Here is a 14,757-nt window from a genome sequence, read left to right as displayed (position 1 = left end):
GGCGACCGCTTCGACGCCATGCGCGAGATGCTCACCGGCGGCGAACTCGACGTCCTCACCGGCGACTACCTCGCCGAGCTGACCATGCTGATCCTGGGCCGCGACCGGCTGAAGGACCCCGGCGCCGGGTACGCCCGCACGTTCCTGCGGCAGCTGGAGGAGTGCCTGGGGCTGGCCCACGAGCGGGGGGTGCGGATCGTCACCAACGCCGGCGGTCTGAATCCCGCCGGACTCGCCGACGCCGTGCGGCACCTGGCCGACCGGCTCGGCATCCCCGTACGCGTCGCGCACGTCGAGGGCGACGACCTCGGCGCCGACCATCCGGACAGCCTCACCGCCCACGCGTACCTCGGCGGCTTCGGGATCGCCGCCTGTCTGCGGGAGGGCGCGGACGTGGTGGTCACCGGACGGGTGACGGACGCGGCGCTCGTCACCGGCCCCGCCGCAGCCCACTTCGGCTGGGCACCGACGGATTACGACCGGCTCGCGGGGGCCGTCGTCGCCGGGCACGTCCTGGAGTGCGGGGCGCAGGCCACGGGCGGCAACTACGCGTTCTTCCGGGAGGCGGGCCGTGACGTCCGCCGGCCGGGCTTTCCGCTCGCCGAGGTCCACGCCGACGGAAGCAGCGTCATCACCAAGCACCCGGGCACGGGCGGCTTCGTCGACGTCGGCACGGTGACCGCCCAACTGCTGTACGAGACGGCCGGCGCCCGGTACCCGGGACCCGACGTCACCGCCCGGCTGGACACCGTACGGCTCACCCAGGACGGACCCGACCGTGTACGGCTCCACGGCGTACGGGGTGAGGCCCCGCCCGCCGCCCTCAAGGTGGGCCGCACCCGCCTCGGAGGCTTCCGCAACGAGGTCGCCTTCGTCCTGACCGGCCTCGACATCGAGGCCAAGGCCGCGCTGGTAAAGGAGCAGATGGCCGAGGCGTTCGCCATGTCACGCCCCTCCGACGTCCGCTGGGACCTCACCCGCACCGACCGGCCCGACGCCCCGACCGAGGAGACCGCGAGCGCCCTGCTGCGGCTCGTCGTACGGGACCCGGACCAGGGCGTCGTCGGCCGGGCGTTGAGCGGGGCGGCCGTGGAGCTGGCGCTGGCGAGCTACCCCGGGTTCCACGTGCTCGCTCCGCCGGGGAAGGGTTCCCCCTACGGCGTCTTCGAGGCCGCGTACGTCCCCCAGGACGCCGTGGCGCACGTCGCCGTCCTCGACGACGGGCGTCGCATCGCCGTGCCCCCGGCCGCCAGGCCCCTCGGAGCCGACGACGACGGCACGGACGCACCGCAAGCGTCCCCGTCGGGCCTTCGCCCGGACCTCGTGCCCGACGCACCACAAGCGTCCCCGTCGGGCCTTCGCCCGGACCTCATGCCGGAGCCCCGGTCGGGCTTTCGCCCGGACCGCTTGGCGGAACCTCCGTCGGAGCCTGTCCCGGACCGCCCGTCGGGTCTTCGCCCAAACCGCGTGGCGGAACGCCCGTCGGAGCCTGTCCCGGACCGCCCGTCGGGTCTTCGCCCGGACCTCCCACCGGAACCTCCGCCGGAGCCTGTCCCGGACCGCCTGGCGGACCGCCCACCGGGCCTTCACCCGGACCTCGTGCCGGATCCTCCGTCGGAGCCCGTCCCGGACCTCCTGCCAGACCCCCTCCCCGACCTCCCGTCGGAACCTCCGCCGGAGCCTCTCCCCGACCTCCTGCCGGAACCCCTGCCCGAGCCTCTGCCGGCCGGGCCCGTCCGGCGTGCCCCTCTCGGGCTCGTCGCCGGGGCCCGTAGCGGGGACAAGGGCGGGGACGCCAACGTCGGGGTGTGGGCGCGGAGCGAGGACGGCTGGCGGTGGCTCGCGCACGAGCTGACCGCCGAGCGGTTCCAGCAGCTGATACCCGAGAGCCGTCAGCTCACCGTCACCCGGCACGTCCTCCCGAACCTCCGCGCCCTCAACTTCGTCGTCGAGGGGATCCTCGGCGACGGCGTCGCCGCACAGCACCGTTTCGACCCGCAGGCCAAGGCCCTGGGCGAATGGCTGCGCTCCCGCCACCTGGACATCCCGGAGGCCCTCCTGTGACGGTCATCAGCTCCGCCCTGGACACCGGCGGCGCCGACTTCCGAGCCAACCGCGAGGCCATGCTCGCCAAGCTCGCCGACCTCGACGCCGAGCACGCGAAGGCCGTCGAGGGCGGCGGCCCGAAGTACGTCGAGCGGCACCGGGGGCGCGGCAAGCTCCTGGCCCGTGAGCGCGTCGAACTGCTCCTGGACCCCGACACGCCCTTCCTGGAGCTGTCGCCGCTGGCCGCCTGGGGCAGCGAGTACGCGGTCGGCGCGTCCCTCGTCACCGGCATCGGGGTGGTCGAGGGCGTGGAGTGTCTGATCACGGCCAACGACCCGACCGTGCGCGGGGGCGCGAGCAACCCCTGGTCTCTGAGGAAGGCCCTGCGCGCCAACGACATCGCGCTCGCCAACCGGCTGCCCTGCATCAGCCTGGTGGAGTCCGGCGGGGCCGACCTGCCCTCCCAGAAGGAGATCTTCATCCCCGGGGGCGCGATCTTCCGGGACCTCACCCGGCTCTCCGCCGCCGGGATCCCCACCGTCGCGGTCGTCTTCGGCAACTCGACCGCGGGCGGCGCGTACATCCCCGGCATGTCCGACCACGTGATCATGGTCAAGGAACGCGCGAAGGTGTTCCTCGGCGGGCCGCCGCTCGTGAAGATGGCCACCGGCGAGGAGAGCGACGACGAGTCGCTGGGCGGCGCGGAGATGCACGCGCGCGTGTCGGGCCTCGCCGACCACTTCGCCGTCGACGAGCGGGACGCCCTGCGGCAGGCACGCCGCGTGGTGGCCCGCCTCAACCACCGCAAGGCATACGACGATCCGGGCCCGGCCGTCCCCCCGAAGTACGACGAGGACGAGCTCCTGGGGATCGTCCCCGGTGACCTGAAGACCCCCTTCGACCCGCGCGAGGTCGTGGCCCGGATCGTCGACGCCTCCGACTTCGACGAGTTCAAGCCCCTGTACGGGACGAGCCTGACGACCGGCTGGGCGACCCTCCACGGCTACCCGGTCGGCATCCTCGCCAACGCGCAGGGGGTCCTCTTCAGCGCGGAGTCCCAGAAGGCCGCCCAGTTCATCCAGCTCGCCAACCAGCGGGACATCCCGTTGCTCTTCCTGCACAACACCACCGGCTACATGGTCGGCAAGGAGTACGAGCAGGGCGGCATCATCAAGCACGGCGCGATGATGATCAACGCCGTCAGCAACTCGAAGGTCCCGCACCTGTCGGTCCTCCTGGGCGCGTCCTACGGCGCCGGTCACTACGGCATGTGCGGCCGCGCCTACGACCCCCGCTTCCTCTTCGCCTGGCCCAGCGCCAAGTCCGCCGTCATGGGCCCCCAGCAACTCGCCGGCGTCCTCTCGATCGTCGCCCGGCAGTCCGCGGCCGCCAAGGGAAAGCCGTACGACGAGGACGCGGACGCCGCCCTGCGCGCCATGGTGGAGCAGCAGATCGAGTCCGAGTCGCTCCCCATGTTCCTGTCCGGGCGGCTGTACGACGACGGCGTCATCGACCCCCGCGACACCCGCACCGTCCTCGGCCTGTGCCTGTCCGCCCTCCACACGGCCCCCTACGAGGGCGCGCGGGGCGGCTTCGGCGTCTTCCGGATGTGAGACCCATGATTTCGACACTGCTGGTCGCCAATCGGGGCGAGATCGCCTGCCGCGTCTTCCGCACCTGCCGTGAGCTGGGCATCCGGACGGTCGCCGTGCACTCGGACGCCGACGACAACGCCCTCCACGCGCGCGTGGCCGACGCGACGGTACGACTGCCGGGCGCGGCGCCCGCCGACACGTATCTGCGCGGCGACCTGATCGTGAAGGCCGCCGTCGCCGCCGGCGCGGACGCCGTGCACCCCGGCTACGGCTTCCTCTCCGAGAACGCCGGCTTCGCGCGTGCCGTCCTGGACGCCGGCCTGGTCTGGATCGGCCCGCCACCGGAGGCGATCGAGGCGATGGCGTCAAAGACGCGCGCCAAGGAACTGATGGACCTCGAACCCCTGTACGAGGTCGCCGAGGCCGACCTGCCCGTCCTGGTGAAGGCGGCGGCGGGCGGCGGGGGGCGCGGGATGCGGATCGTGCGCCGTCTGGAGGACCTGGACTCCGCGCTGGAAGCCGCGCGCGCCGAGGCCGCGAGCGCCTTCGGCGACGGCGAGGTGTTCGTCGAGCCGTACGTGGAGAACGGGCGCCACGTCGAGGTCCAGGTGCTCGCCGACACACACGGCACGGTGTGGGCGCTCGGCACGCGCGACTGCTCCCTCCAGCGCCGCCACCAGAAGGTGATCGAGGAGGCGCCCGCGCCCGCCCTGCCCGACGGCCTCGCCGAGGAACTGCACGCCCTGGCCGTACGCGCCGCCCGCGCGGTCGACTACGTGGGCGCCGGCACGGTCGAGTTCCTCGTCGCCGACGGCAAACCCCACTTCCTGGAGATGAACACCCGCCTCCAGGTCGAACACCCCGTCACCGAAGCCGTCTTCGGCATCGACCTGGTCGCCCACCAGATCCGCGTAGCGGAAGGCCACCCCCTCGAAAGCGACCCCCCACGCGCGCGCGGCCACGCCGTGGAGGCCCGCCTCTACGCCGAGGACCCGGCGAACGACTGGACCCCCCAGACCGGCACCCTGCACCGCCTGACCGTCCCCGAAGGCGTCCGCCTGGACACCGGCCACGAGGACGGCGACTCCATCGGCGTCCACTACGACCCCATGCTCGCCAAGGTCGTCGCCCACGCCCCCACCCGCGCGGAGGCCGTCCGCAAACTGGTCGGCGCCCTGGAGCGGGCCACGCTCCACGGCCCCGTCACCAACCGGGACCTCCTCGTACGGTCGCTACGGCACCCGGAGTTCACCACCGCCCGCATGGACACGGGTTTCTACGGCCGCCACCTGCCCGAACTCACCGCTCCCGCTCCCGAACCCCACGCCCCCCTGGCCGCCGCCCTCGCCGACGCCCACGGCCGCTCCCGCTTCGGAGGCTGGCGCAACGTCCCCTCCCAGCCGCAGGCCAAGCGCTACACGACGGCGGGAGAGGAGCACGAGGTCCACTACCGGCACACCCGGGCGGGCCTGGAGGCGGACGGAGTGCGGGTCGTCCACGCCGACGCGCATCTCGTCGTACTCGAAGTGGACGGCGTACAGCGCAGGTTCGAGGTGGCGCGGTACGGCGACGAGGTGCACGTCAACGCCACCCGGCTCACCGCCCTGCCCCGCTTCCCCGACCCGGTGGCCCAACTGGCCCCCGGCTCCCTGGTCGCCCCCATGCCGGGCACGGTGGTGCGGGTGGCCGAGGGCGTGGAGCTCGGCTCCGCCGTCCAGGCGGGCCAGCCCCTGCTGTGGCTGGAGGCGATGAAGATGGAACACAAGATCACCGCGCCGACGACGGGCACCTTGAGCGCCTTGAACGCTGTCCCCGGCCAACAAGTGACGGTCGGCTCCCTACTGGCGGTGGTCCGGCCAACCTAGGGGCGCGGGGAACTGCGCGACCAACGACGACCCGCACCCGGGAAGGAGCTCCATGCCCCACACCACCGAAACCGAAGAACACAAAGCCCTCCGCGCCGCCGTAGCCGCCCTCGGCACCCGCCACGGCCGCCACCACGACCGGGAAGCCCTCTGGTCCGAGGCAGGAAAACTCGGTTACCTCGGCGTCAACCTCCCCGAGGAGTACGGCGGCGGAGGCGGGGGCATCGCCGAACTCTCCATCGTCCTCGAAGAACTCGGCGCCGCCGGCTGCCCCCTGCTCATGATGGTCGTCTCCCCGGCCATCTGCGGCACCGTCATCGCCCGCTTCGGCACGGACGCCCAGAAACAACACTGGCTCCCCGGCCTCGCGGACGGCACCCGAACCATGGCCTTCGGCATCACCGAACCCGACGCCGGCTCCAACAGCCACCGCATCACCACCACGGCCCGCCGCGACCCCGACACCGGGGACTGGCTCCTCACCGGCCGCAAGGTCTTCATCTCCGGCGTCGACATCGCCCACGCCACCCTCATCGTCGGCCGCACGGAGGACTCCCGCACCGGCAGCCTCAAGCCCTGCCTCTTCATCGTCCCCCGCGACACACCCGGCTTCACCCGCCACCGCATCGACATGGAACTCACCGCCGCGGAAAAGCAGTTCGAGCTCACCCTCGACGACGTACGGCTCCCCGCCGACGCCCTCGTGGGCGAGGAGGACGCCGGCCTCCTCCAGCTCTTCGCCGGCCTCAACCCCGAACGCATCATGACCGCCGCCTTCGCCATCGGCATGGGCCGCCACGCCCTCGCCCGAGCCATCGCGTACGCCCGCGACCGCACCGTCTGGAACACCCCCATCGGCGCCCACCAGGCCATCGCGCACCCCCTCGCCCAAGCACACATCGACCTCGAACTGGCCCGCCTGATGATGCAGAAGGCGGCCCACCTGTACGACGTTGGGGACGACGCAGGCGCAGGCGAGGCCGCCAACATGGCCAAGTACGCGGCCGGGGAGGCCTGCGTGAAAGCGGTCGACCAGGCGGTGCACACGCTCGGCGGGAACGGCCTCACGCGTGAGTTCGGGCTCGGATCGTTGATAACGGCCGCACGCGTGGCTCGTATTGCTCCGGTGAGCCGGGAGATGATTCTCAACTACGTCTCCCACCAGACCCTGGGCCTGCCCAAGTCGTACTGACCGGCACGTGCCGCGCGAGGAGGAACCATGTTCCGCAGCGAGTACGCAGACGTCCCGCCCGTAGAACTCCCCATCCACGAGGCGGTGCTCGGCCGGGCCGCCGAGTTCGGTGACGCGCCCGCCCTGATCGACGGCACCGACGGCACCACGCTCACCTACGACCAACTGGACCGCTTCCACCGCCGGGTCGCCGCCGCCCTCGCCGAGGCGGGCGTCCGCAAGGGCGACGTCCTCGCCCTGCACAGCCCCAACACGATCGCCTTCCCGACCGCGTTCTACGCCGCCACGCGCGCGGGGGCCTCCGTCACGACCGTGCACCCTCTCGCCACCCCGGAAGAGTTCGCCAAGCAGCTCACCGACTCCGCCGCCCGCTGGATCGTCACCGTCTCCCCGCTCCTGCAGACCGCCCGCAGGGCCGCCGAACTCGCCGGCGGCGTCCGGGAGATCTTCGTCTGCGACAGCGCCCCCGGACACCGCTCACTCATCGACATGCTGGCGTCCGCGGCCCCCGAGCCCCAGGTCGACATCGACCCCGCCGAGGACGTGGCCGCCCTCCCGTACTCCTCGGGCACCACCGGCACACCCAAAGGCGTGATGCTCACGCACCGCCAGATCGCCACCAACCTCGCCCAGCTCGAACCCGCCATGGGAACCGGCCCCGGCGACCGCATCCTCGCCGTGCTGCCCTTCTTCCACATATACGGTCTGACCGCCCTCATGAACGCCCCCCTGCGCATGGGCGCCACCGTCGTCGTCCTGCCCCGCTTCGACCTGGAGACCTTCCTCGCGGCCATCCAGAACCACCGCATCACCGGCCTCTACGTCGCCCCGCCGATCGTCCTCGCCCTCGCCAAGCACCCCGCGGTCGCGCAGTACGACCTGTCGTCCCTGCAGTACATCCTCAGCGCCGCCGCCCCCCTGGACGCCAAGCTCGCGGCCGCCTGCTCCCAGCGGCTCGGCCTGCCCCCCGTCGGCCAGGCCTACGGCATGACCGAACTGTCCCCGGGCACCCACGTCGTCCCCCTGGACGCCATGCGCGAGGCACCCGCCGGGACCGTCGGCAGGCTCATCGCCGGCACCGAGATGCGGATCGTCTCCCTCGACGACCCCGACAAGGACCTCGGCATCGGCGAGTCCGGCGAGATCCTCATCCGCGGCCCCCAGGTCATGAAGGGCTACCTGGGCCGCCCCGACGCCACCGCCGCGATGATCGACCCCGACGGCTGGCTGCACACCGGAGACGTCGGCCACGCCGACGCCGACGGCTGGCTGTTCGTCGTGGACCGCGTCAAGGAACTCATCAAGTACAAGGGCTTCCAGGTGGCCCCCGCCGAACTGGAAGCCCTGCTCCTCACCCACCCCGGCATCGCCGACGCGGCCGTCATCGGCGTCTACGACGACGACGGCAACGAGAACCCGCACGCCTACGTGGTCCGCCAGCCGACCGCCACCGACCTCTTGGAAGGAGAGGTCATGATGTACGTCGCCGAACGCGTCGCCCCCTACAAACGCGTCCGCCACGTCACCTTCATCGAAGGCGTCCCGCGCGCCGCCTCCGGAAAGATCCTGCGCCGACAACTCAGGGAGCGGACGTGACCGCCCTGGTCCACCCCACACACGAACGCGGCATCACCACCCTCACCCTGGACTCGCCGCACAACCGCAACGCCCTGTCCGCCGCGCTGGTGCACGAACTCGCGGACGCCCTGAAACGGTCCGGCAAGGACGACGACGTACGCGCCGTCGTCCTCACCCACGCCGGCACCACCTTCAGCGCGGGCGCCGACCTGCGCGAGCCGCCCCAGCCCAAGGCCCTCGTCGCCCTGCTCCGCCAGATCGTCAAGCTGCGCAAACCCGTCGTGGCCCGGGTCACCGGCCACGTACGGGCCGGCGGCCTCGGCCTCCTCGGCGCCTGCGACATCGCGGCCGCCTCCGACACCGCCACCTTCGCCTTCACCGAGGTCCGCATCGGAGTGGCACCGGCGCTGATCTCCCTCCCCCTCCTGCCCCGCGTCGACCCTCGCGCCCTCGCCCGCTACTACCTCACCGGCGAGACCTTCGACGCGGCCGAGGCCGCCCGCATCGGCCTCCTCACGACGGCCGGCGACCACGACCACACCGACGTCGACGAGGTCCTCGCCCCCGTCCTCGACGGACTGCGACGAGCCTCCCCACGCGCCCTGGCCGAGACGAAACGCCTGCTCACAGCTAAGGTGCTGGAGGCCTTCGACCTGGACGCGGGCGAACTGGCAAGACTCTCCGCCCGCCTGTTCGCCTCCGCCGACGCCCGCGAAGGCATGACGGCCTTCCTAGAACGACGGGATCCCGCATGGGTGCTGTGAACGCGGTCGACCGTGCCCCGGGCGACCGCGTCCCCAAACAGGACCGCAGCCGAGCCACCCGGCAGCGCCTCCTGGAAGCCGCCGTGGCCTGCCTCGCCGAACACGGCTGGGCGGGCTCCACGGTCACCGTCGTCGCCGAACGCGCCGGCGTCTCCCGCGGCGCCGCCCAGCACCACTTCCCGACCCGCGAGGACCTCTTCACCGCGGCCGTCGAGTACGTCGCCGAAGAACGCTCCACCGCCCTGCGCGCCCTCTTCCCGCAGGGCGCCGCGACAGACGACCGCCGGACCGTCGTCTCCGCCCTCGTCGACCTCTACACCGGCCCCCTCTTCCGCGCCGCCCTCCACCTGTGGGTCGCCGCCTCCAACGAGGCCCAGCTGCGACCGCGGGTCACGGAGTTGGAGGCCCGCGTCGGCCGCGAGACCCACCGCATCGCCGTGGACCTGCTAGGCGCCGACGAGTCCCGGGCGGGCGTACGGGAGACGGTGCAGGGCCTGCTGGACATGGCCCGCGGCCTCGGCCTCGCCAACCTCCTCACCGACGACGCCGGCCGCCGCGACCGCGTCGTCACACAGTGGGCCAGGCTGCTGGACGAGGCGCTGGCCTGACGGAGGACCGCACCAACGCTCCGGAACCAACCCGCCCCGACAGGCATGCCGCCCGCCGCCCCCGACTCACGGATCGGGCGGCCCCGGGGCTTCAGGGGCTGAGCGCCCCGCCCTCCTACCGATTGGGCGGCCCCCGCTCTCACGGGCTGGGCGGCCCCCGCTCTCACTGGGCAGCCTCCGCTCTCACGGGCTGGGCAGCCTCCGCTCTCACCGATTGGGCGGCCCCGCGCCCCTCACGGACTGGGCGGTCTCCCCGTCCTCACGGACTGAGCCGCCGCCTCACGGACTCAGCCGCTCCACCCGCCAGCTCCCGTCCGGCTCCGCCACGTACCGCAGCCGGTCGTGCAGCCGGTTCTCGCGGCCCTGCCAGAACTCCACCGCCTGCGGGGCCACCCGGAAGCCGCCCCAGTTCGGCGGGACCGGCACCTGCTCGCCCTCCGGGTAGCGGGCGGCCAGCTCCGCGTAGGTAGCGTCCAGGTCGGCCCGGTCCGCGATCACCGAGGACTGCGCGCTCGCCCACGCACCGAGCTGGGAGCCGTGCGGGCGGCTGCGGAAGTACGCGGCGGTCTCGTCCCGTCCGGTGCGCCGCGCGACGCCCGTGACGATGACCTGGCGGGCCATCGGATGCCACGGGAACAGCAGCGAGACGAACGGGTTCTCCGCCAGCTCGCGGGCCTTGCGGGAGTCGTAGTTGGTGTAGAAGACGAAGCCCTGCTCGTCGAAGTGCTTCAGCAGCACCGTGCGCGCGCTGGGCCGGCCCTCGGCGTCCGCCGTGGCGACGACCATGGCGTTCGGCTCGAAGAGCCGCCCCTCGATCGCGGCCTCCTTGAACCAGCGCGCGAACTGCTCGACGGGCGTTGCGGCCAGGTCGGCCTCGGCCAGCCCCTCGGCGCGGTAGTGCTTACGCATGGAGGCGGGATCGAGGGCGGCGTCTCGGTCGGTCACGCCGTCATCCTGCCGTATGAGCGGGCGACGCTCGGCATGGTGGTCTTCATCACTGCATGGCACTGAGTGCCGCAAGCCCTCCCCAAGGGTGGCACTCGGGGATATCGTGCTGATGCCGTTCCGGTCGGATGACCGCCGACCGCACGGGGCATCACGGGAGTACCGCCCAGGACCGCGAGTTCTCGGAGACGAACCGCGGAGCCATGGGACGGACGCATACCCACCGCCTGCCACGTGGAAGCCGCACCCCGCACCCCCAACAGCCGCACCACCCACACCAGCCGCAGCAAACAACAGAACACCCCAACACCCGTCGCACACATCACGAGGAGCCGCCTGATGTCCGACTTCGTACCCGGACTCGAAGGAGTCGTCGCGTTCGAGACGGAGATCGCCGAACCCGACAAGGAGGGCGGCGCACTCCGGTACCGGGGCGTCGACATCGAGGACCTCGTCGGTCAGGTCTCGTTCGGCAACGTCTGGGGACTGCTCGTCGACGGCGCCTTCAACCCCGGCCTGCCGCCCGCCGAACCCTTCCCGATCCCCGTGCACTCCGGCGACATCCGCGTCGACGTCCAGTCGGCACTCGCCATGCTGGCCCCCGTCTGGGGCCTGAAACCGCTGCTGGACATCGACGCCGCCCAGGCCCGGGCGGATCTGGCCCGAGCCGCCGTGATGGCCCTGTCCTACGTCGCCCAGTCCGCCCGCGGCCAGGGCCTGCCCATGGTCCCGCAGCGGGAGATCGACAAGGCGCAGTCCGTCGTCGAGCGCTTCATGATCCGCTGGCGCGGCGAGCCCGACCCCAAGCACGTGGCGGCCGTCGACGCCTACTGGACCTCCGCCGCCGAACACGGCATGAACGCGTCCACCTTCACGGCCCGCGTCATCGCCTCGACGGGCGCGGACGTCGCGGCCGCCCTCTCCGGCGCCGTAGGAGCCATGTCCGGCCCGCTGCACGGAGGCGCCCCCTCCCGCGTCCTCGGCATGATCGAGGAGATCGAACGCACCGGCGACGCCGACGCGTACGTCAAGCAGGCCCTCGACAAGGGCGAACGCCTGATGGGCTTCGGCCACCGCGTCTACCGCGCCGAAGACCCCCGCGCCCGCGTCCTGCGCCGCACCGCCCGCGAACTCGGCGCCCCCCGCTTCGAGATCGCCGAAGCCCTGGAGAAGGCGGCCCTGGCCGAACTCCACGCCCGCCGCCCCGACCGGGTCCTCGCCACGAACGTCGAGTTCTGGGCCGCCATCGTCCTCGACTTCGCCGAGGTCCCGGCCCACATGTTCACCTCGATGTTCACCTGCGCCCGCACGGCCGGCTGGTCGGCCCACATCCTCGAACAGAAGCGCACCGGCCGCCTGGTCCGCCCGTCCGCCCGCTACATCGGCCCCGGCTCCCGCGACCCGCAGGAGATCGAGGGCTACGGCGACACCGTGCGCTGAGCCCTGTCGCCGGGCATCACGCGGGACCGAACAACTCCGCGTGGTGCCACTCGGCCGGTCCCGCGAACGCAGACGACCCACGAGCTCGGGGTCCCTCCGCCTGACGGCGAAGAAGCCGGCCGGACGTACCGGCGAGCTCGCGGGTCGGGTGACTGCGTTGAATTGGCCGGCTGCGTGTATCTCGCACACGCTGGTCCGGCACCGCACTCGGTGGGTGACGGGCCGCTAGCCCGCAGCCACCTCTTCCGTCCGGTATGAATCCATCTGCCGAACCACCTCCTCTCCGAAGTGCTAGTCACACTAAGAACCCCCGGGCCACGGATCAACCGCTTTTTCGAGATGTTGACTGTGCTCGTTCCGGGCGGCTGCTGTACCCGTATCCGTCGCCCCGCTGCACGAGCCGCAGATTCGAGTGGGAGACGTTGATCCGGCCTGCCGGTGTGCTGAGACTGTGCTGCCCCCCTGGCACGGACAGAGATGCGTCCGGTCCAGATGCCTGCCCACGGGCAGTAGTCGGGGGTCCAGAAGCTGTTTCGGAGGGGAGTGGTCGTCGTCGTGTCCGACCTGCGGATCGATCCGGTCGACGGGAACGCCATGCTCGAGCAGTGGCGGCACGTGCACAACGTGATCGTGCCGCCCGCTGCGATGGGGATCGACGAGGTGCGGGAGCGTGGTGGGCGTTACCGGCTGGAGAACGCGTATCTCGGGGAGGTGCTCGTCGGGTGTTCGACCGTGCGGCCGCCCGAGGGGGAGGAGGGTGTGGCGACCGTCATCGCGCGCGTGCTGCCCGAGTACCGGGGGCGGGGGTTTGGGGCGGCGCTGTATGAGAAGGGGCTCCGGTACGCGCATGTGCTGGGGGCTCGGGCCATCGAGACGTGTGTGCTGGCAGTGAATGAGGACGGGCTGCGGTTCGGGGCGCGGGGGTTCGTGGAGGTGGAGCGGTATGTGCTGGACGGTGAGACCGAGGTGTGGGTGGATCTGAGGCTTGCGCCGTCCCGGGCCTAGCCCGGCGGCGTGGCGGGGTACTCGGATTTCCGGCACACAACGATTCCTTCAATCTTGTGGGAACCCGGTGTGTGCTGCGTCACGTTCCAGTTAGATGATTGTTAGTGAGCGAACCGACGTGCCGTACGTGCGGACGCGGCAGCCTGCAGGGGGTCCAGGTGAGTGCTTCCCGGCGTAGTGGGACCACCGACGAGATCGGGCCGGACGAGCCCGAGCGGGACGGTCCGGAGGTTTCGGACGGCTCGGATCTGCTGGCCGCGCTGCTCGACGGCATGGACGCGGCCCTGTGCGCCTTCGACGCCGACGGGGTGGTGACGCACTGGAACCGTGAGGCCGAGCGGATCCTCGGGTGGACCGCCGCCGAGGCCGTGGGGCGGCACGGGTTCGCCGGCTGGGCGGTGCGCAGTGCCGACGCCGAGGAGGTGGAGGGGCGGCTGCTGGCCGCCATGCACGCTCCCGGGCGGCAGGTGCACGAGTTCGCGCTGCTGACCAAGGACGGCGGGCGGGTGCTCGTGCGGACACAGTCGGCGGCGGTGCGTGGGCCGGACGGTAAGCCCGCGGGCTTGTACTGCGCTTTCAGTGAGGTGCACGCGCAGATCGACCTGGAGCGGTCCATCGCGCTGAGTGAGGCGCTGTTCGAGGACGCGAGCTGGGGTGTCGTGCTCGTCGACGCCGATCTGCGGCCCGCCCTGGTCAACGCGCACGCCGCGCGGGCGCTGGGCGTCGGGCGTACGTCCGTACTGGGGCGGCCCCTCGGGGATCTGCTCGCCCAGGGTGTCGAGGAACTGGAGAGCGCGCTCACGCATGTGCTGGCCGAGGGCGCGCCGCCCGCACCGGCCGAGATCTGGGTGAGCGTGCGTACGCAGGACGGTGAGCAGCGGCGCTGCTGGCGCTGCGGGTTCGTCCGGCTGGCGTCGCCGCTCGCGGAGGAGCCCGTGCCGCTTGGTGTGGGCTGGCTCTTCCATGACGTGACCGAGGCCAAGCAGAGCGAGCAGGAGGCGTCGCTGCTGCGGTTCCGTACGAACCAGTTGCACCGGGCTGTCCGGGCCGCCGCCGAGTGCGAGGACCCGCGTGAGGCGGCCGCCGTCCATCTGGACTTCGCGCTGGCCGGGTTCGCCGATCATGCGTTGATCGACCGGGTGTCGGGCGGCGCGGTGGAGGACGGGGCGGAGACGGGTTCCCTGCGGCTGGTACGGGTCGCGGCGACGCCCTCCGGGGCGCCGGGACCGTCTCTGCTCACGGGGCAGGCGGGTTTGCCGGTGCGGTACGCGGAGGGGCATCCGGCGTTGCAGAGCGTGGAGCGGGCCGGGTCGGTGCGGGCGAGTGTGGGGGCCGTGCCGGTGGAGAAGGCCCGGGAGTGGGCGGAGGCTCGGCAGTGGCCGTCGGACGCGGTGCACGCGTTGTGCGCGGTGCTGCGGAGCCGGGGGCGGACGCTTGGCGTGGTGACGTTTCTGCGGGGAGCCGGGCGGAGTCAGTTCGAGCGGGGGGACGCGGTGTACGCGGAGGATGTGGCCGTTCGGATCGGCTCGGCGTTGGATCTGGCCGAGGTGCTGGGGCGGGAGTAGCGGCAACGCGGCTGCCCGCCGACCGGCGGGTGCCTGGGGCCTGTCCGGCGGATCATGCCGGATGTGGCCGTTCGGATCGGCTCGGCGTTGGATCTGGCCGAGGTGCTGGGGCGGGAGTAGCGGCAACGCGGCTGCCCGCCGACCGGCGGGTGCC

At 72.2% G+C, this 14,757-nt stretch carries 11 protein-coding genes; 10 read left to right on the top strand and 1 reads right to left on the bottom strand.

The window, feature by feature from the left end; all coding sequences use genetic code 11:
- The first annotated feature begins 18 nt into the window (after nucleotides 1–18).
- The 7 genes from ACFWWR_RS43650 to ACFWWR_RS43620 are packed head-to-tail and all read left to right on the top strand — an operon-like array spanning nucleotide 19 to nucleotide 9,648.
- Nucleotides 19–2,064, top strand: a complete 2,046-nt coding sequence (locus ACFWWR_RS43650; RefSeq protein WP_384309782.1) for an acyclic terpene utilization AtuA family protein — start codon at nucleotides 19–21, stop codon at nucleotides 2,062–2,064.
- Nucleotides 2,019–3,659, top strand: a complete 1,641-nt coding sequence (locus ACFWWR_RS43645; protein ID WP_384309768.1) for an acyl-CoA carboxylase subunit beta — start codon at nucleotides 2,019–2,021, stop codon at nucleotides 3,657–3,659. The genes ACFWWR_RS43650 and ACFWWR_RS43645 overlap by 46 nt, the downstream gene beginning before the upstream one ends.
- A gap of 5 nt (nucleotides 3,660–3,664) precedes the next feature.
- On the top strand, nucleotides 3,665–5,506 hold the full coding sequence (locus ACFWWR_RS43640; RefSeq protein ID WP_384309765.1) for a biotin carboxylase N-terminal domain-containing protein: 1,842 nt from the start codon (nucleotides 3,665–3,667) through the stop codon (nucleotides 5,504–5,506).
- A gap of 52 nt (nucleotides 5,507–5,558) precedes the next feature.
- Nucleotides 5,559–6,698 (top strand): acyl-CoA dehydrogenase family protein, encoded by a 1,140-nt coding sequence (locus ACFWWR_RS43635; RefSeq protein ID WP_383863700.1) that lies wholly within the window; start codon nucleotides 5,559–5,561, stop codon nucleotides 6,696–6,698.
- A gap of 27 nt (nucleotides 6,699–6,725) precedes the next feature.
- Entirely contained in the window at nucleotides 6,726–8,294 is a 1,569-nt protein-coding gene (locus ACFWWR_RS43630; RefSeq protein ID WP_384309762.1) for a 4-coumarate--CoA ligase family protein, read from the top strand.
- On the top strand, nucleotides 8,291–9,040 hold the full coding sequence (locus ACFWWR_RS43625; protein WP_383863706.1) for an enoyl-CoA hydratase family protein: 750 nt from the start codon (nucleotides 8,291–8,293) through the stop codon (nucleotides 9,038–9,040). The genes ACFWWR_RS43630 and ACFWWR_RS43625 overlap by 4 nt, the downstream gene beginning before the upstream one ends.
- Nucleotides 9,028–9,648: a TetR/AcrR family transcriptional regulator gene (locus ACFWWR_RS43620; RefSeq protein WP_383863709.1), complete on the top strand. Its 621-nt coding sequence runs from the start codon at nucleotides 9,028–9,030 to the stop codon at nucleotides 9,646–9,648. The genes ACFWWR_RS43625 and ACFWWR_RS43620 overlap by 13 nt, the downstream gene beginning before the upstream one ends.
- 279 nt (nucleotides 9,649–9,927) lie before the next feature.
- Here ACFWWR_RS43620 and pdxH read toward each other — a convergent pair whose 3' ends face one another.
- Nucleotides 9,928–10,557, bottom strand: coding sequence for a pyridoxamine 5'-phosphate oxidase (pdxH, locus tag ACFWWR_RS43615; protein ID WP_383863978.1), 630 nt, complete (start codon nucleotides 10,555–10,557; stop codon nucleotides 9,928–9,930).
- A 375-nt stretch (nucleotides 10,558–10,932) separates the two neighbouring features.
- Between pdxH and ACFWWR_RS43610 the strand changes: the two genes are divergently transcribed.
- The 3 genes from ACFWWR_RS43610 (at nucleotide 10,933) to ACFWWR_RS43600 (ending at nucleotide 14,603) form a co-directional block, all read left to right on the top strand.
- Nucleotides 10,933–12,033 (top strand): citrate synthase 2, encoded by a 1,101-nt coding sequence (locus ACFWWR_RS43610; protein WP_383863712.1) that lies wholly within the window; start codon nucleotides 10,933–10,935, stop codon nucleotides 12,031–12,033.
- 543 nt (nucleotides 12,034–12,576) lie between these two features.
- Nucleotides 12,577–13,038, top strand: coding sequence for a GNAT family N-acetyltransferase (locus tag ACFWWR_RS43605; protein ID WP_384309759.1), 462 nt, complete (start codon nucleotides 12,577–12,579; stop codon nucleotides 13,036–13,038).
- Nucleotides 13,039–13,196: 158 nt separating this feature from the next.
- Nucleotides 13,197–14,603, top strand: a complete 1,407-nt coding sequence (locus tag ACFWWR_RS43600; protein WP_383863717.1) for a PAS domain-containing protein — start codon at nucleotides 13,197–13,199, stop codon at nucleotides 14,601–14,603.
- The last annotated feature ends 154 nt before the right edge of the window (nucleotides 14,604–14,757 follow it).

The organism is Streptomyces sp. NPDC058678, assembly GCF_042714835.1.
Taxonomy (GTDB): Bacteria; Actinomycetota; Actinomycetes; order Streptomycetales; family Streptomycetaceae; genus Streptomyces.
Note: the sequence above shows the minus strand (reverse complement) of the source record. Positions and strands in the feature narration are given on the sequence as shown.

What these genes read in the sequence shown, in the direction of transcription:
- ACFWWR_RS43645 (WP_384309768.1), top strand. Translation starts at nt 2,019, where the DNA reads ATGGCTGCGCTCCCGCCACCTGGACATCCCGGAGGCCCTCCTGTGACG.
- ACFWWR_RS43640 (WP_384309765.1), top strand. Translation starts at nt 3,665, where the DNA reads ATGATTTCGACACTGCTGGTCGCCAATCGGGGCGAGATCGCCTGCCGC.
- ACFWWR_RS43635 (WP_383863700.1), top strand. Translation starts at nt 5,559, where the DNA reads ATGCCCCACACCACCGAAACCGAAGAACACAAAGCCCTCCGCGCCGCC.
- ACFWWR_RS43620 (WP_383863709.1), top strand. Translation starts at nt 9,028, where the DNA reads ATGGGTGCTGTGAACGCGGTCGACCGTGCCCCGGGCGACCGCGTCCCC.
- ACFWWR_RS43650 (WP_384309782.1), top strand. Translation starts at nt 19, where the DNA reads ATGCGCGAGATGCTCACCGGCGGCGAACTCGACGTCCTCACCGGCGAC.
- pdxH (WP_383863978.1), bottom strand. Translation starts at nt 10,557, where the DNA reads ATGCGTAAGCACTACCGCGCCGAGGGGCTGGCCGAGGCCGACCTGGCC.
- ACFWWR_RS43630 (WP_384309762.1), top strand. Translation starts at nt 6,726, where the DNA reads ATGTTCCGCAGCGAGTACGCAGACGTCCCGCCCGTAGAACTCCCCATC.
- ACFWWR_RS43610 (WP_383863712.1), top strand. Translation starts at nt 10,933, where the DNA reads ATGTCCGACTTCGTACCCGGACTCGAAGGAGTCGTCGCGTTCGAGACG.